A 15,578-nucleotide genomic window follows, 5' to 3' on the forward strand; every position below is an offset into this window, starting at 1 on the left:
CCGCGCCCCCCCCCCCCCCCCCCCCCCCCCACCACCTGGGTCAGTCGACGGCGGGCTGCTCGCCGGCGATGCCGGCGGGAGCAAGGTGCTCCTCGAACAGCGCGGTCCACACCTCGCCGCCATCGGTGAAGAGGGCGTTGATGTGATCCAGCAGTGCGGTGTCGCCCTTTTCCAGGCCCACGCCGTAGCGCTCCTCGCTGAAGGGCTCGCCGGCGATCTTCAGCTCGTCGGGCTGCTGCGCCACGTACCCGGCGAGGATCGCCTCATCGGTGGTGATGGCGTCGACCGAGCCCGACAGCAGCTGCTCGATGCACTGCGAGTACGTGTCGTACTCGACGGTGTCGCCGGGGCTGTACTCGTCGCGGATGCGCTGCAGCGGGGTGGAGCCGGTCACCGAGCAGACGATCTTGCCGGCGAGGTCGTCGGGTCCGGTGATGTCCTCGTTGTCGAAGGCGACGAGCAGGCCCTGCCCGGTGATGAAGTAGGGACCGGCGAAGTCGATCTGCTCCTTGCGCTTGTCGGTGATCGAGTAGGTGCCGACGTAGTAGTCGATGTCGCCGTTCACGATCGCCTGCTCGCGGTTGGCGGAGGGTATGGTGACGTACTCGATCTGGTCCTCGTCGAAGCCGAGGGATGCCGCGATCCACCGGGCGATGTCGATGTCGAAACCGGTGCGCTCGTCGGTGGCGGCGTCCTGGTAGCCCAGACCCGGCTGGTCGTTCTTCACGCCGACGATCACGCCGTCGCGCTCGACCATGCGCTCGTAGGTGGGGCTGTCCTCCAACGAGACGTCGCTGGCGACCTCCCAGAGGGCCGCGTCGCCCTCGGTGCCCTCGGTGGTGTCGCCGCCCGGGTTGTCCGGCGTGCCGCTGTTGCAGCCGCTCAGGGCGAGGGCGGCGATGGCGATGCCGGCGAACGCGCCGGCCATACGGGTCTTGCGCATGGGATCCTCCTGGTGTCGATGGCTCTCGGGGCCGCGCCGGTGCAGGGGCGCGGACGTCTCAGTGCGTGATCAGCTTGGAGAGGAAGTCCTTGGCGCGCTCGCTCTTGGGGGCGGTGAAGAACTGCTCGGGGGTGTCCTCTTCGACGATCAGGCCGTCGGCCATGAAGACCACGCGGTCGCCGGCCTTGCGGGCGAAACCCATCTCGTGGGTGACGACGATCATCGTCATGCCGTCCTGGGCGAGGCCGACCATGACGTCGAGCACCTCGTTGATCATCTCGGGATCCAGCGCGCTGGTCGGCTCATCGAAGAGCATCACCTTGGGCTTCATCGCCAGGGCGCGGGCGATGGCGACGCGCTGCTGCTGGCCGCCGGACAGTTGAGCCGGGAGCTTGTCGGCCTGCTGCGCCACACCCACCCGCTCCAGAAGCGCCCGCGCCTCGCGCTCGGCATCCGCCTTCTTCATGCCCTTGACCTTGATGGGGCCGAGCGTGACGTTGTCGAGGATCGTCAGGTGCGAGAACAGGTTGAACGACTGGAACACCATGCCCACGTCGGCGCGCAGCGCGGCCAGGGCCTTGCCTTCCTTGGGCAGTTCCTTGCCGTCGATCGTGATCGTGCCGCTCGTGATCGTCTCGAGCCGATTGATCGTGCGGCACAGCGTCGACTTGCCGGAGCCGGACGGCCCGATGACCACCACGACCTCACCGCGGTTGACCGTCAAGTTGATGTCGGTCAGCGCCTGGAAGTCGCCGTAGTGCTTCTGCACGTCGGAGACGACGACGAGCGGTTGCCCACGCTGGACATCGATGTTCGACGTGCGCGGAGCAGCCTGCGAGTCTGAAAACGCCATGTGTGACACCTTATTCATCCACCGAGGCGCGAGTGGACGGTTGACGGTACCTTTACCGTTCTGAAACAAAACCGACGCGTACGCTCAGCGGTCGGCGCGTTGCGCGAAAGCGCTCTCGTACAGGCACACGCTCGCGGCGGTCGCGAGGTTGAGCGACTCGGCGCGACCGTAGATCGGCAGCCGCAGGGAGACATCCGCGTGGGCGAGCGCCTGCTCGTCGAGTCCCCGCGCCTCGTTGCCGAACAGCCACGCCGTGGGCTCGGACAACAGGCCCCGTCGGGCGAGGAAGTCCTCTCCCCCGACGTCGGCGGCCACGACCTGCATGCCGGCGCCGCGGGCGCGGGCGGCGGTCGTCTCGAGGTCGGCGCCGACGGCGACGGCCACATGGAACAGCGACCCTGTCGTCGCGCGGACCACCTTGGGGTTGTAGGGGTCGACCGTGCGGCCGGTGAGGATCACGGCATCGGCGCCCGCGGCATCCGCCGCACGGATGATGGTGCCGAGGTTGCCCGGGTCGCGCACCTCTTCGCAGATCGCGATGAGCTTCGGGTCGCCGGAGAAGATCTCGCGCACCGAACTGGGCGACTGACGGGCGACGGCGACGATCCCCTGCGGGGTGACGGTGTCGGCCATGGCATCGAGGACGGCTTCTGTCGTGAGGACGATCTCGATGCCGGCATCGGCCGCCGCCTCGCGCACGTCGCCGTGGCGCTCCATCGCACTCGGAGTCGCGAACAGTTCGACGACCGTGTCGGGCCGGTGTGCGAGCGCTTCGCGTGCGGCCTGCGGTCCCTCGAGGAGGAACAGGCCCGTTTCCTGCCGGGCGCTGCGCTTGGTCAGTTTGGCGACGGCACGCACACGAGGCGAACGCGGATTCTCGAGCACGTTCCCATCCTAGGGCGCGGGCTCCCGGGTTCTCAGTACGCACAAGGGGCGCCCTCCGAAGAGGGCGCCCCTTGTGCGATCAGCGCCGAAGCGCGACGTCTGCGTCGAGTCAGGCCTTGGGAGCGTTGACGTCGGTGGGCAGCGCGGCCTTGGCCGTCTGCACCAGCGCGGCGAACGTGGCCGGCTCGTGCACGGCCAGCTCGGCGAGCATGCGACGGTCGACCTGCACGCCCGCCAGTCCCAGACCCTGGATGAAGCGGTTGTACGTCATGCCGTTCTGGCGGGCAGCGGCGTTGATGCGCTGGATCCACAGGCGGCGGAAGTCGCCCTTGCGCTTGCGACGGTCACGGTACGCGTAGACGAGCGAGTGGGTGACCTGCTCCTTCGCCTTGCGGTACAGACGCGAACGCTGTCCGCGGTAACCGGAGGCGCGCTCGAGGATGACGCGACGCTTCTTGTGGGCGTTGACAGCCCGCTTGACTCTAGCCATTTTCTTCTACCTTCTAACGTGCGGGGCGCTCAGAGACCGAGCAGCTTCTTGGCGACCTTCGCGTCACCGGGAGCGAGGACCTGCTCCTGGTTGAGGCGACGGGTGCGGCGGCTGGACTTGCCTTCAAGGTTGTGGCGCATGTTGGCCTGCTGCTTCATGAGCTTGCCGCTTCCGGTGACCTTGAAGCGCTTCTTGGCACCCGAGTGGGTCTTCTGCTTCGGCATCTCTTCTTCCTTCGTTTCACGTCCCGCGCAGGCGGGAGTTCGGATCCCGCGGTGCGGGAGACTGTGGGGGCCTATTCGGCCGGTTGCGCGGCGGGCTGCTCGTCGGCCTTGGCCGCCGGCTGCTCGTCGTGCTGGTCCTGGTCGACGTCGGGACCGCCGGTGCGCGACTGGCGCGCGGCTTCCTTGTTGGCAGCACGCTGAGCGTTCTGCTCCGTCTTGACTTCGGACTTGTTCTTGTGGGGGGCGACGACCATCACCATGTTGCGACCGTCGATCGTGGGGCTGGATTCGACGACACCGTATTCCGCCACGTCCTCTGCGAACTTGCGCAGCAGACGCACGCCCTGCTCAGGACGCGACTGCTCGCGGCCTCGGAACAGGATCATGGCCTTGACCTTGTCGCCCGCCTGCAGGAACCCCTCGGCGCGCTTGAGCTTGGTGATGTAGTCGTGTGCCTCGATCTTCAGACGGAAGCGGACCTCCTTGAGGACCGTGTTCGCCTGATTGCGCCGCGCTTCCTTGGCCTTCTGCGCCGCCTCGTACTTGAACTTGCCGTAATCCATGATCTTGACCACGGGCGGCTTCGAGTTCGGGGCCACCTCGACCAGGTCGAGTTCGGCCTCCTGGGCCAGGCGCAGCGCCACCTCGATGCGGACGACGCCGACCTGCTCACCCGCGGGTCCGACGAGGCGGACCTCGGGGACGCGGATGCGGTCATTGGTGCGGGGATCGCTGATGCGGGACTCCTCTTACGTAGCGAATAGGTTCGGCCTCCGCGACGATCCGCTCTCACGCGGTCCCTCGCGGGCGAAAGATTCGCACGTTCCACCCACACGGCGCACCAGCGCCGGCTTCTGCACCCTGGCTACTCCGTACGAGACGGAGCGGAGTGCGTGGACCCGGTAGCCTGGAACGGCAAGCGCGGGTGGGATGTGATCCTCTTTCGATCCGGGGGAGAAACCCCCGGTGCCCGCGAAAGTCTAGCAGAAGGTGCGATGTGAACACGATTCCCGACGGTCACGACCATCAGGCGACGGCCGGGGCAGGCCCGGATGCCGCGACCGAGGCCCGCTGGGAGGAGCAGGATCGCGCCGCGAGTTCCGCCACCCGCGACATCGCCGACGTGCCCGCGGTCGAGGTCATCACCACGGCGGCGGTGCACCTCATGAGCGCCGCGGCGGTGAAGGTCGGCCTCGCCGACGACCCCGAGACTCAGCAGGATCTCGACGAGGCACGCAAGCTCATCAACGCGCTGGCGGGGCTCATCACCGCCGGCGCCCCCGAGATCAGCGACATGCACGCCCGGTCGCTGCGCGACGGGCTGCGGTCGTTGCAGCTGGCCTTCCGCGAAGCATCGGTGATCCCCGACCAGATCGGCAAGGGCCCCGGCGAGAAGCTGACCGGCCCCGTCACCTGACCCCTGTGCTCACCCGCTCACTCGGCGGGGCGGGTGAGCTTCACGGTGAGGGAGTCCACCAGTACGGCGATGCGGTCGTCGGCGGCCCAACGGGCGGCGAGACGCTGCAGCACGGCATCGAGCTCCGCCTGCTCGAGGCCGGCGACCAGTTGCAGGCGCACCAGCAGCTCGGGACCCCGCAGCCGCGCGTCGGGGTCACCGGGCGCCATCGACAGGTCGAGCACGGCCAACTCTCCCCCGATGCTCTCCTGCAGCCCCCGGTAGACCTCGGGCGACGAGAAGCTCGGCTCCCACGCGTGCCCCTGGCCGATCGCCCAGACGGCGGGACGGCGCAGCACGAACTCGGTCTCGGACGTCGGATCGATCACGATGAGATCGGTGTCGTCGTTCGCCGCCGCCAGCGCCGTGCGCACCCCGTCGGCGGGTACGGGGCGCGCTGTGGCATCCCACCGCTGCATCGCCGCGACCGAGGTGAACACCGGCAGCACGCGCCGCCCGTCGGGTGCGGCCACCGTCACGATCGACAGCTCCTGGGTCTTGTCCACGACGAGCCCGGTGGGCCCCACCCCCTCGTCGCCCTTCTCGGCGACGAGCGGGATCAGCAGGCGTGCGGTGCGGTACGCCTCGACGACGGCGATCTGGTCGCCCTCGCCGGCACGGAACGCCGTGAGCGCGGCAAGCAGCGCAGGGTCGGCAGAGCCGTCGTCACCCGCGTGCGGATTGGACTGGAAGCTGCGTCCCTCCCACGCGACGCCGGCGGAGTCACCGGTGTTCGCGCAGCCGTGCTCAGGATCCGGCGACATCCAGTGCCTCGGCGAGGGTGAAAGCCTGCGCGTAGAGAGCCTTGCCGACGATGGCGCCCTCCACACCCAGCGGTACGAGCTCGCGCAGCGCCGCGATGTCGTCGAGGCTCGAGATGCCACCCGAGGCGACGACGGGCTTGGTCGTGCGAGAGGTCACTTCACGCAGGAGCTCCAGGTTCGGGCCGCGCAGCGTGCCGTCCTTGGTGACGTCGGTGACCACGTAGCGGCCGCAGCCGGCCTGCTCGAGCCGGTCGAGCACCTCCCAGAGGTCCCCGCCCTCGCGGGTCCAGCCGCGGGCGGCGAGGGTGGTCCCGCGCACGTCGAGGCCCACGGCGATCGCGTCGCCGTAGCGGGCGATGACGTCGGCGGCCCACTCGGGGTTCTCCAGTGCCGCGGTGCCGAGGTTGATGCGCGTGGCGCCGCTTTCCAGCGCGGCCTCCAGCGAGCGATCGTCGCGGATACCGCCGGACAGCTCCACCTGCACGCCCTTGACGTGCTTGATCACCTTGCGCAGCACGGCGGTGTTGTTGCCGCGCCCGAAGGCGGCGTCGAGGTCGACCAGATGGATCCACTGGGCGCCCTGGCGGGCCCACAGCTGCGCGGCCTCGATGGGGTCGCCGTAGCTCGTCTCAGAGCCGGCCTCGCCCTGCGTGAGGCGCACGGCCTTGCCGCCGGCGACGTCGATCGCGGGCAGCAGGATCAACTCGGGGGTGGAAGCGAAATCGTTCATGGCTCCAGCTGTCGGGGCTCGGTGGCGCGGCGAGAGCCGCGACGGCACGGTGTCAGAGCGTAGTCGGGCGCAGCGCGCCGAGCCAATTGGACAGCAGACGGATGCCGGCTTCGCCCGATTTCTCGGGGTGGAACTGGGTCGCCGACAGCGGCCCGTTCTCGACGGCGGCCAGGAACGGCCCACCGTGCCGGCTCCATGTGAGTGCGGGCGTCGGGAAGGGCGGCATGACATCCAGCGTCCAGGATCGAGCGGCGTACGAGTGCACGAAGTAGAAGCGTTCCTGCTCGATGCCGCGGAACAGCACCGACCCCTCCCCCGGCTCCACCGTGTTCCAGCCCATGTGCGGCAGCACGGGGGCGTCGAGTTCGGTGACGGCGCCCGGCCACTCGCCGAGGCCTTCGGTGTCGACGCCGCGTTCGACGCCGTGCTCGAACAGCACCTGCATGCCGACACAGATCCCGAGCACGGGTCGTCCACCGGCCAGGCGGCGGTCGATCAACTCGTCGGCTCGGCTGGCGCGCAGGGCATCCATCACGGCACGGAACGCTCCCACGCCCGGCACCACCAGGCCGTCGGCTTCGCGGACGAGGCCGCGGTCGGCGGTGAGGCGCGCATCGGCACCGGCCGCGACCAGCGCCTTGACGGCGGAGTGGACGTTGCCTGAGCCGTAGTCCAGAACTGCGACGAGGGGCCGATCGGTGGTGTCCACCGTCACAGAGCGCCCTTGGTGCTGGGGATGCCCTGGACGAGCGGGTCCAGCGACTTGGCCTGACGGAACGCGCGCGCGAACGCCTTGTACTCGGCTTCGGCGATGTGGTGCGGGTCGCGGCCGGCGAGCACGTTCACATGCACGGTGAGGCCCGCGTTGAACGCGATCGCCTCGAAGGTGTGACGCACGAGCGAACCGGTGAAGTGGCCGCCGATGAGGTGGTGCTCGAAGCCGGCGGGCTCGCCGGCGTGCACGAGGTAGGGCCGGCCGCTGATGTCGACGACGGCCTGGGCCAGCGCCTCATCCAGCGGCACGAGGGCGTCGCCGTAGCGGGAGATGCCGCTCTTGTCGCCGAGCGCCTCGCGGATCGCCTGGCCGAGGACGATCGACACGTCCTCGACGGTGTGGTGGGCGTCGATGTCGGTGTCTCCGGAGGCGCGCACCGTCAGGTCGGTCAGCGAGTGCTTCGCGAAGGCGGTGAGCATGTGGTCGAAGAACGGCACACTCGTGTCGATGTGGCTGCGGCCGGTGCCGTCGAGGTCGAGGTCGAGTTCGACGGTGGATTCGCTGGTCGCGCGGCGCACGGAGGCGGTGCGCGCGTCGGGACGGGTCATGAGGCTGAGTCTATCGAGGCCAGCGCATCGAGGAACGCGGTGGTCTCGGCCTCAGTGCCGGCGGTGACCCGCAGATGACCGGGGATGCCGACGTCGCGGATCAGGATGCCGCGATCGTACAGCGCCTGCCACGTGGCGGGCGGGTCCTCGACGCCGCCGAACAGCACGAAGTTCGTCCACGACTCGTGCGGGTGGTAGGCGAGGGCGTCGAGCGTGGCGGAGATGCGGTCGCGCTGGGCCACGATCTCGTCGACCATGCCGAGCATCACCGGCGCGTGCCGGAGCGCCGCGGTGGCGGCCGCCTGCGTGAGCGCGCTCAGGTGGTAGGGCAGACGGACGAGCCGCAGAGCGTCGATCACAGCGGGGTCGGCGGCGAGGTAGCCGACGCGGGCGCCGGCGAAGGCGAAGGCCTTGCTCATCGTGCGCGAGACCACGAGCCGCTCGCGGCCCGGCAGCAGCGACAGTGCGGTGCCGGCGTCGCGCGGCGCGAACTCGGCGTAGGCCTCGTCGACGATCACGATGCCGTGGCTGGCGTCGTAGACCGCCTCGATGACGTCGAGTGTCAGCGGGGTGCCGGTGGGGTTGTTCGGCGCGCAGAGGAAGATCACGTCGGGACCGGCTTCTTCGACCTGCGCCGCCGCGTCGGCGGGGGTCAGCGTGAAGTCGTGGGCGCGGTGCCCGGCGACCCAGGTCGCGCCGGTGCCACGCGTCAGCAGCGGATACATCGAGTAGGTCGGGGCGAACCCGAAAGCCGTGCGCCCCGGGCCCGCGAAAGCCTGCAGCACGTGCTGCAGCACCTCGTTGGAGCCGTTGGCCGCCCAGATCTGGTCGGCGGTCAGCCCGTGACCGAGATAGTCGGCGAAGCCTTCGCGCAACGCGGTGAACTCGCGGTCGGGGTAGCGGTTGATGTCACGCAGTGCCCGGGCGACCGAGTCCAGAATGTCGCCGGCGACCTCGTCGGGGACGGGATGGGTGTTCTCGTTGACGTTGAGGGCGACCGGCAACGCGGCTTGCGGTGCGCCATAGGGGGTCTGGCCGCGCAGGTCGGCGCGGAGGGGCAGGTCGGCGAGACTCACGATCACCCCTCCCATGGTAGGGCGCGTGGGGACCTCACCGGCCGGCGGTGTACTCCAGCGGGATCGACAGGCGCTGTCCGGCGGCGACGGCCGACGACTCGAGGGCGTTGAGGGTCGTGATCGCGTCGACCACATCGCGCGGGTCCGCCTGCGGTGCGACCTCTTGTGCGATGCCCCAGAGCGACTCGCCGGCACCGACCGTGACGGTCTCGAACGTGCCGGCGGGGGCGGAGTCGTCGACGGTCGCGAGCGCGCCGCCGCCGCTGACGATGCCGAACCCGAGGGCGACGGCCACGGGGAAAGCAGCGGCACCCGCGAGCACGCGACGGCCACGGGAGGTGAGCCGCAGCCGCGTGGCGTCCGGCGCCGGTCCTGCGAACTGGATGGTGGTCATGGCTCCTCCTTGGTGGTGATCTTCGCATCCGACTCTCGGCCGGGAGAGCCGGATGCGAAGTTCTCTTCCGAAGTTATCTTCGATGTTTTAGACTGTCAAGCACGAACCCGAATCGCAGATCGATCGCACGCGACACGCGTGCCCTTCGCCCCCGCGGCATCCGTCACCGGATACGGTTTCGACAGGAGCACCCCACCACGGACCTCCGACATTCGAAGACCGCTGCCCCACGCGGCGAGACGGGAGAGGCGAGATGACCGACGCGACACCGGGCGGGCGCGACCGCGCGCACGACCGGCCCCAGACGCGCCGCCGCAAGAGCCTGAGCGACAAGCAGCTCGCCATCCTCGAGGTGATCCAGCGCTCCATCGCCCGTCACGGCTATCCGCCGAGCATGCGCGAGATCGGCGACGCGGTGGGGCTGAAGTCACTGTCGAGCGTGACGCATCAGCTCAACCAGCTCGAGCTCAGCGGCTACCTGCGCCGCGACGCCGGCAAGACGCGCGCCATGGAGGTGCTCATCGACCTCCCCGGCACCGCCGCCGAGAACCCGGCCGACGCGGCGCCGTCGCTGGGCGACGCCGCCCTCGTGCCGCTGGTGGGACGCATCGCCGCGGGCGTTCCGATCACGGCCGACCAGCATGTGGAGGAGATCTTCCCGCTGCCGCGCCAGCTCGTGGGCAAGGGCGACCTGTTCATGCTCAAGGTCAGCGGCGAATCGATGATCGACGCCGCCATCTGCGACGGCGACTGGGTCGTGGTGCGCTCCCAGGCCACCGCCGACAACGGCGACATCGTCGCTGCCATGCTCGACGGCGAGGCCACCGTGAAGACCTTCCGCCAGCGCGACGGCCACACCTGGCTGCTGCCGCGCAACAGCGCGTTCGAACCGATCCTGGGCGACGAGGCCGTCGTGCTCGGCAAGATCGTGGCGGTGCTGCGCGCCGTATAGGCACCGGAGCGACGACACGCGAAGAGGGGATGCCGCGACCTGCGGCATCCCCTCTCGTCATCGCGTGAGGCGCGTCGGGCGCGTCAGACCTGCACGGCCAGCTGCTCGCGGATGGCGCGGGTGGCCGCGACGAGGTTGCGCAGCGACGCGACCGTCTCGTCGTACCCGCGGGTCTTCAGCCCGCAGTCGGGGTTGACCCAGACCTGGCCGAGCGGCAGTTCGTCGACGGCACGCTGCAGCAGCCCGGCGATCTCGTCGACCGACGGCACCCGCGGCGAGTGGATGTCGTAGACGCCCGGCCCGATCCCGCGGGAGAACCCCGACGTGCGGATGTCGGCGATCACCTCGCCGCGGCTGCGCGCCGCTTCGATCGAGGTGACGTCGGCGTCGAGCGCCGCGATCGCGTCGATGACGACGGCGAACTCGGAGTAGCACAGGTGCGTGTGCACCTGCGTGCCGGGCGCCGCGGCGGCGGTCGCGAGGCGGAACGAGCCCACCGACCAGTCGAGGTACGCCGGCTGCTGGGCCTGCGTGAGCGGCAGCAGCTCCCGCAGCGCCGGCTCGTCGACCTGCACGATGCGGATGCCAGCGGCTTCGAGGTCGGCGATCTCGTCGCGCAGCGCCAGCGCGACCTGGTCGGCCGTCTCACCCAGCGGCTGGTCGTCGCGCACGAACGACCACGCCAGGATCGTCACCGGCCCGGTCAGCATGCCCTTGACGTGCTTGCCGGTGAGGCTCTGCGCGAAGGTCGACCAGCCGACCGTGATGGGCGCGGGCCGCGACACGTCGCCCCAGAGGATCGACGGCCTGGTCGCGCGGGACCCGTAGGACTGCACCCAGCCGTTCACGGTCACCGCGAAGCCGTCGAGGTGCTCGGCGAAGTACTGCACCATGTCGTTGCGCTCCGCCTCACCGTGCACGAGCACGTCGAGGTCGAGATCCTCCTGCAGCCGCACGACGCGGCGGATCTCGTCGCGGAGGAACTCTTCGTACTCTGCTGCGGTCCCCTCTCCGCTCGCGTGCCGCGCGCGGGCGCGGCGGATGTCACCGGTCTGCGGGAACGAGCCGATCGTCGTGGTGGGGAGCACGGGCAGGCCGAGGGTCTCCCGCTGCACGGCCTCGCGCTCGTCGGCGGATCCGCGTCGGTAGTCCGCCGGCGTCAACGCGGCCGCCCGCGCGCGCACCGCGCCGTCGCGCACGCCCGGGGCCGAGCGGCGGTCGGCGAGGGCGGCCGATGCCGCGTCGAGCTCGACGCCGATGGCGTCGCGGCCGCCGTCGAGTCCGGTCGCGAGGGTCACGACCTGGCCGACCTTCTCATCGGCGAACGCCAGCCACGACGCCAGGTGCGGGTCGAGGTGCGGTTCGTCGTCGACGTCGTGCGGCACGTGCTGCAGCGACGTGGAGGTGCCGGCGGCGACGGCAGCCGCGCCGAGCGTGCGGAGGGCGTCCAGGCGTCCCCACGCGGCATCCAGGTCGCCACGCCAGATGTTGCGGCCGTCGATCACGCCGCCCACGAGCGTCTTCGCGGCGAGCCCGTCGACGGCGGGCGGCTGCGCGCCGCGGTGCAGGTCGATCGCGATGGCCTCGACGGGGGACGCGGCGAGCGCCGTCCACGCCTCGGCGGACAGCTGCGCGTAGCCGGCGGCCACGACGATCGCCGGGCGGTCGGCTTCGTCCCCGAGCACCCGGTAGGCGGTCGCCGCGGCGGCGGCGAGTGCGGCGGGCGACGCCGGCAGGCTTTCGCTCACGAGAGCGGGCTCGTCCAGCTGCACCCACTGCGCTCCGGCCGCGCGCAGCGACGCGAGCAGCTCGACGTACACCGGCAGCAGGTCGTCGAGGCGGGTGAGCGGATCGAATCCCTCGGGGGCGGCATCCGTGGGCTTCGCCAGCGCCAGCAGGGTCACCGGCCCCACGATCACGGGACGCACCGTCACGCCGTCGGCGCGGGCCTCGGCGACCTGGCGGGCGAACCGGTCGGTCGACAGCGCGAAGGTCGTCTCCGGTCCGATCTCGGGAACGAGGTAGTGGTAGTTCGTGTCGAACCACTTGGTCATCTCCAGCGGCGCGCGCTCCCCCTCGCCGCGCGCGGCGGTGAAGTAGGCCGGGAGCCCGATGGTCCCGTCGGCGTCGCGCAGGTCGGCGAACCTCTCAGGCAGCGCGCCCACCGCCACGGCCGCGTCGAGCACCTGGTCGTAGTACGAGAAGCTCTCGGGGATCGCGGAGTCGGTGCGGCCGAGTCCGAGCGCCGCCAGCCGCTCCCGGGTGGCGCGCCGCACGGCGGCGGCCTGTCGCTCGAGCTCGGTCTCGTCGATCTTGCCGGCCCAGTGGGCCTCGACGGCGCGCTTGAGCTCGCGCCGGCGTCCGATGCGGGGGTAGCCGAGGATCGTTCCGGCGGGGAAAGGGGCGGTGGTCATGATGCGTTCTCCATCTGTGGGGTGAGGATGCCGGCCCGGCGAAGGACGGCGAGGACGATCTCGTGGTCGTTGAAGGCGTACAGGTGCACTCCCGGGGCGCCACCGGCCACGACGTCGCGGGCGAGCCGCGCGGCGGCGTCGATGCCGATCTCGCGCTGACCCTCGGCGGTCGGCTCGACTTCCAGCGCGATCGCGAGCTCGGCGGGCAGCTCCTCGCCGGTCAGTTCCAGCACGCGGCGCAGCCGCGCGGGGGACGTGATCGGCATGATGCCGGGCAGGAGCGGGATGGTGACCCCCGCGGCCCGCGCCCGCTCGACGAACGCGAGGTACACGTCGGGGTGGAAGAACAGCTGCGTCACGGCGAACGTCGCCCCGGCGGCCTGTTTGGCCAGGAGCGCGTCGAGGTGCTGGCCGGCGTGACGCGAACGCGGGTGCCCGGAGGGGAACGCCGCCACCGCGATCTGCACCCGTCGGCGCCGCTCGACGCGCGCGGCGGCCGGAATGCCGGGGATCTCCCCCTCGGTGTAGGGCGAACGCTCCGCCTGCACCCGCTCGATCAGCTGCACCAGCTGCGCGGCGCTCTCGAGATCACCGAGGAACGGGTCGCCCTCCGCGTGACCTGCCGGCGGGTCACCGCGCAGCGCCAGGAAGCTCGTGATGTCGGCGTCGAGGAACTCGCGGATCAGCGCCGTCGCGCCGGCGTAGGTGTTGCCGACGCAGGTGAGGTGCGCCAGCGGCTCGACGGTTGTCGTGCGGCGGATGTGACGCAGCACGTCGAGCGAGCGACCGCCGGTGGAGCCGCCGGCGCCGTAGGTGACCGAGAGGAAGCTCGGACGGGCATCGGCGAGACGACGGATGGTCTCATGGAGGCCGATCGTCCCGGCCTGCGTGCGCGGCGGGTACAGCTCGAACGAGAACGGCACGGCTGGCGCGGAAGCAGCGGGCAGCGGGCTCATGTCGCTCCTCAGGTAGCAGGCTGCGGCCGGACGGCCGCGACCACGCACGGGTGTGCGTTTCTCGCGGGCGGGTGCCGGGCTCGGCTGTCGCTCCTGCCCGACCCCTGCGGGTCCGGCGACGATGGCCCTAAGGTAACGACCCGAGGCGGGGTCGCGGTCGCATGTGACGATCTGTGTCGCCGCGTAACGTGGATCGCATGGTCGACGTGCTCCCCTACGGTTCCTGGCCCTCCCCGCTTTCGGCGGCCGACGTGTCGGCGGCGTCGCCCCGATTTGAGGGCGCGCGCTTCGTCGGCGACGAGGTGTGGTGGGGTGAGACGGTCCCCGCCGAGGGCGGCCGCACCGCGGTGCGACGACGGATGCCGGACGGAACCACCGCCGACGTGCTGCCCGCGCCGTGGAGCGCGCGCTCCCGCGTGCACGAGTACGGCGGTGGCGCGTGGACGGCCTCCGCCGACGGCGTCCTGTACTTCGTCGACAGGGCCGACCAGCGCGTGTACGCGCTGCGGCCCGGGGGCGACCCCGCTCCCCTCACCCCCGCCGACGGCGACGTGCGCTACGGCGGACTCACGTGGCAGCGCGGCACCCTGCTGGCCGTCTGCGAGGACCACCGCGCACCCGGTGTGCCGCGCCGCGCGATCGTCGCCGTCCCCGTCGACGGCGGTGCGGTGAGCGAACTCGCCGGCGGCAGCGATTTCGTCGCGCACCCCGCGCTCTCCCCCGACGGCACCCACCTCGCGTGGATCGCCTGGGACCACCCCGACATGGCGTGGGATCGCAGTCGTCTCATGGTCGGGCGCATCGCCGGCGGGGTCGTCACCTCGCCGCGGGCGCTGTCGTCGGGGACCACCTCGGCATTGCAGCCGCAGTGGCTCGACGACGACCGGCTCGTCTACGCCGATGATCCGAGCGGCCGGTGGAACCTGTGGTGCCGGTCGATCTCGACGGATGCCGCGCCGGTGCCGCTCGCCCCGGCGGACGCCGACACCGGCGGGCCACTGTGGGTGCTCGGGGAGCGCTGGTTCGCGGTGCTGGCGGACGACCGCGTCGTCGCGGTGCGCACCCACGGCGACGACGAACTCGTCCTGATCGGCCCGGATGACGCGGTGACCCCCCTTCCCGTCCCGACCACGGCGGGGGTCTCGATCGACGACGTCGCCGGGTCACGCATGCTTCTCACCGGTGGCGGCACCGACCGCCCTGCGGGTCTGTGGCTCGTGGACGTCGACAGGCCCCTCGACGCGCAGCCGCTCGTCGGCGGCGTCCCCGCCTGGGACACGGCGTGGCTGCCGCGCCCCCGCGCGGTGACCTTCTCGGGACCTCACGGCCCCGTGCACGCTTACGACTACCCGCCCACCAACCCGCAGGTGGTCGCTCCCGACGGCGAACTGCCGCCCTACGTCGTGTTCGTGCACGGCGGGCCCACGTCGCACGTCGCCGCCGCAGCGTCCGGCAAGATCGCCTACCTCACCAGCCGGGGCATCGGCGTGCTCGATGTCAACTACGCCGGCTCCAGCGGCTACGGCCGCGCGTACCGCGACCGACTGCGCGGCCAGTGGGGCGTCGCCGATGTCGACGACGTCGCCGCGGCGGCGGCGGGCTTGGCCGGCGAGGGCCGGGCGGATGCCGCACGCCTGGCGATCGCCGGCGGCTCGGCCGGCGGGTGGACCGTCCTGTCGGCGCTCGTGGGCACCGACGTCTTCGCCGCGGGCATCTCCCGCTACGGCGTCGGCGATGCCCGCACCCTCGCCGAGGACACGCATGACTTCGAGGCGCGCTACCTCGACGGCCTGATCGGCCCGCTCCCGGGTGCCGAGGAGCTGTATCTGCAGCGGTCGCCGCTGCGCCGGCCCGACGGGTTCCGCGTGCCGGTGCTGCTGCTGCAGGGTGCCGACGACGAGGTGGTGCCGCCGTCGCAGTCCGAGGCGATCCGCGACGCCCTCGCCGCCCGGGGCATCCCCCATGCCTACGTGCTCTACGAGGGCGAGGGCCACGGCTTCCGGCGCGCGGAGACCGTCGTGCACGCGCTCGAATCGGAGCTGGCGTTCCTCGGGCAGGTGTTCGGGTTCGACACCCCCGGCGTCCCGCCGGTGCCGCTCAGCCCCGCGCCCTGAGCGA

Annotated in this window: 17 protein-coding genes; 3 read left to right on the top strand and 14 right to left on the bottom strand. The window is 71.2% G+C overall.

What is annotated here, in order from left to right; genetic code table 11:
* Positions 1-40 precede the first annotated feature (40 nt).
* The 6 genes from H9651_RS04945 to infC form a co-directional block, all read right to left on the bottom strand.
* Positions 41-943: a glutamate ABC transporter substrate-binding protein gene (locus tag H9651_RS04945; protein ID WP_191718011.1), complete on the bottom strand. Its 903-nt coding sequence runs from the start codon at positions 941-943 to the stop codon at positions 41-43.
* 58 nt (positions 944-1,001) lie between these two features.
* Entirely contained in the window at positions 1,002-1,796 is a 795-nt protein-coding gene (locus tag H9651_RS04950) for an amino acid ABC transporter ATP-binding protein (RefSeq protein WP_225216418.1), read from the bottom strand.
* Between the two features lie 84 nt (positions 1,797-1,880).
* Positions 1,881-2,681 carry a TrmH family RNA methyltransferase gene (locus H9651_RS04955; protein ID WP_191718012.1) on the bottom strand — a complete coding sequence of 267 codons (801 nt, stop codon included), beginning with the start codon at positions 2,679-2,681 and terminating at the stop codon, positions 1,881-1,883.
* A gap of 109 nt (positions 2,682-2,790) precedes the next feature.
* Complete coding sequence (gene rplT / locus H9651_RS04960) at positions 2,791-3,171, bottom strand: 50S ribosomal protein L20 (RefSeq protein ID WP_191718013.1); 381 nt, start codon at positions 3,169-3,171, stop codon at positions 2,791-2,793.
* A 29-nt stretch (positions 3,172-3,200) separates the two neighbouring features.
* On the bottom strand, positions 3,201-3,395 hold the full coding sequence (gene rpmI / locus H9651_RS04965; RefSeq protein WP_191718014.1) for a 50S ribosomal protein L35: 195 nt from the start codon (positions 3,393-3,395) through the stop codon (positions 3,201-3,203).
* A gap of 71 nt (positions 3,396-3,466) precedes the next feature.
* A complete protein-coding gene (gene infC / locus H9651_RS04970) occupies positions 3,467-4,132 on the bottom strand; it encodes a translation initiation factor IF-3 (protein WP_318244793.1) in 666 nt (221 codons plus the stop codon).
* Positions 4,133-4,392: 260 nt separating this feature from the next.
* Between infC and H9651_RS04975 the strand changes: the two genes are divergently transcribed.
* A complete protein-coding gene (locus H9651_RS04975; protein WP_404802993.1) occupies positions 4,393-4,812 on the top strand; it encodes a DUF1844 domain-containing protein in 420 nt (139 codons plus the stop codon).
* Positions 4,813-4,829: 17 nt separating this feature from the next.
* On the opposite strand, the gene H9651_RS04980 is transcribed toward H9651_RS04975, so the two are convergent.
* Genes H9651_RS04980 through H9651_RS05005 form a run of 6 tightly spaced genes read right to left on the bottom strand, consistent with a single transcriptional unit; the run spans position 4,830 to position 9,138 of the window.
* A complete protein-coding gene (locus H9651_RS04980; protein WP_191718015.1) occupies positions 4,830-5,615 on the bottom strand; it encodes an SseB family protein in 786 nt (261 codons plus the stop codon).
* Entirely contained in the window at positions 5,599-6,345 is a 747-nt protein-coding gene (gene priA / locus H9651_RS04985; protein WP_191718016.1) for a bifunctional 1-(5-phosphoribosyl)-5-((5-phosphoribosylamino)methylideneamino)imidazole-4-carboxamide isomerase/phosphoribosylanthranilate isomerase PriA, read from the bottom strand. The genes H9651_RS04980 and priA overlap by 17 nt, the downstream gene beginning before the upstream one ends.
* 52 nt (positions 6,346-6,397) lie before the next feature.
* A complete protein-coding gene (hisH, locus tag H9651_RS04990) occupies positions 6,398-7,060 on the bottom strand; it encodes an imidazole glycerol phosphate synthase subunit HisH (protein WP_318244765.1) in 663 nt (220 codons plus the stop codon).
* A complete protein-coding gene (gene hisB / locus H9651_RS04995) occupies positions 7,057-7,668 on the bottom strand; it encodes an imidazoleglycerol-phosphate dehydratase HisB (RefSeq protein WP_191718017.1) in 612 nt (203 codons plus the stop codon). Before hisB ends, hisH begins: the two co-directional genes overlap by 4 nt.
* Complete coding sequence (locus H9651_RS05000; RefSeq protein WP_191718018.1) at positions 7,665-8,759, bottom strand: histidinol-phosphate transaminase; 1,095 nt, start codon at positions 8,757-8,759, stop codon at positions 7,665-7,667. The genes hisB and H9651_RS05000 overlap by 4 nt, the downstream gene beginning before the upstream one ends.
* A gap of 19 nt (positions 8,760-8,778) precedes the next feature.
* On the bottom strand, positions 8,779-9,138 hold the full coding sequence (locus tag H9651_RS05005) for a LysM peptidoglycan-binding domain-containing protein (protein ID WP_191718019.1): 360 nt from the start codon (positions 9,136-9,138) through the stop codon (positions 8,779-8,781).
* A gap of 253 nt (positions 9,139-9,391) precedes the next feature.
* Between H9651_RS05005 and lexA the strand changes: the two genes are divergently transcribed.
* A complete protein-coding gene (lexA, locus tag H9651_RS05010) occupies positions 9,392-10,090 on the top strand; it encodes a transcriptional repressor LexA (RefSeq protein WP_191718020.1) in 699 nt (232 codons plus the stop codon).
* An 83-nt stretch (positions 10,091-10,173) separates the two neighbouring features.
* On the opposite strand, the gene metE is transcribed toward lexA, so the two are convergent.
* Positions 10,174-12,504 carry a 5-methyltetrahydropteroyltriglutamate--homocysteine S-methyltransferase gene (gene metE / locus H9651_RS05015; protein WP_191718021.1) on the bottom strand — a complete coding sequence of 777 codons (2,331 nt, stop codon included), beginning with the start codon at positions 12,502-12,504 and terminating at the stop codon, positions 10,174-10,176.
* The gene (locus H9651_RS05020) at positions 12,501-13,460 is read right to left on the bottom strand and encodes a methylenetetrahydrofolate reductase (RefSeq protein ID WP_191718022.1); all 960 of its coding nucleotides are present in this window, start codon (positions 13,458-13,460) and stop codon (positions 12,501-12,503) included. Before H9651_RS05020 ends, metE begins: the two co-directional genes overlap by 4 nt.
* 197 nt (positions 13,461-13,657) lie before the next feature.
* Between H9651_RS05020 and H9651_RS05025 the strand changes: the two genes are divergently transcribed.
* Positions 13,658-15,574 (top strand): S9 family peptidase, encoded by a 1,917-nt coding sequence (locus H9651_RS05025; RefSeq protein WP_191718023.1) that lies wholly within the window; start codon positions 13,658-13,660, stop codon positions 15,572-15,574.
* Positions 15,575-15,578 lie beyond the last annotated feature (4 nt).

The sequence above is a fragment of the Microbacterium pullorum genome (assembly GCF_014836535.1).
Lineage (GTDB): Bacteria > Actinomycetota > Actinomycetes > Actinomycetales > Microbacteriaceae > Microbacterium > Microbacterium pullorum.

Coding starts and splice junctions, on each gene's coding strand:
- H9651_RS04945 (WP_191718011.1), bottom strand. CDS start 943: ATGCGCAAGACCCGTATGGCCGGCGCGTTCGCCGGCATCGCCATCGCC.
- H9651_RS04950 (WP_225216418.1), bottom strand. CDS start 1,796: ATGGCGTTTTCAGACTCGCAGGCTGCTCCGCGCACGTCGAACATCGAT.
- rplT (WP_191718013.1), bottom strand. CDS start 3,171: ATGGCTAGAGTCAAGCGGGCTGTCAACGCCCACAAGAAGCGTCGCGTC.
- rpmI (WP_191718014.1), bottom strand. CDS start 3,395: ATGCCGAAGCAGAAGACCCACTCGGGTGCCAAGAAGCGCTTCAAGGTC.
- H9651_RS04980 (WP_191718015.1), bottom strand. CDS start 5,615: ATGTCGCCGGATCCTGAGCACGGCTGCGCGAACACCGGTGACTCCGCC.
- priA (WP_191718016.1), bottom strand. CDS start 6,345: ATGAACGATTTCGCTTCCACCCCCGAGTTGATCCTGCTGCCCGCGATC.
- hisB (WP_191718017.1), bottom strand. CDS start 7,668: ATGACCCGTCCCGACGCGCGCACCGCCTCCGTGCGCCGCGCGACCAGC.
- H9651_RS05000 (WP_191718018.1), bottom strand. CDS start 8,759: ATGGGAGGGGTGATCGTGAGTCTCGCCGACCTGCCCCTCCGCGCCGAC.
- H9651_RS05005 (WP_191718019.1), bottom strand. CDS start 9,138: ATGACCACCATCCAGTTCGCAGGACCGGCGCCGGACGCCACGCGGCTG.
- lexA (WP_191718020.1), top strand. CDS start 9,392: ATGACCGACGCGACACCGGGCGGGCGCGACCGCGCGCACGACCGGCCC.
- metE (WP_191718021.1), bottom strand. CDS start 12,504: ATGACCACCGCCCCTTTCCCCGCCGGAACGATCCTCGGCTACCCCCGC.
- H9651_RS05020 (WP_191718022.1), bottom strand. CDS start 13,460: ATGAGCCCGCTGCCCGCTGCTTCCGCGCCAGCCGTGCCGTTCTCGTTC.
- H9651_RS05025 (WP_191718023.1), top strand. CDS start 13,658: ATGGTCGACGTGCTCCCCTACGGTTCCTGGCCCTCCCCGCTTTCGGCG.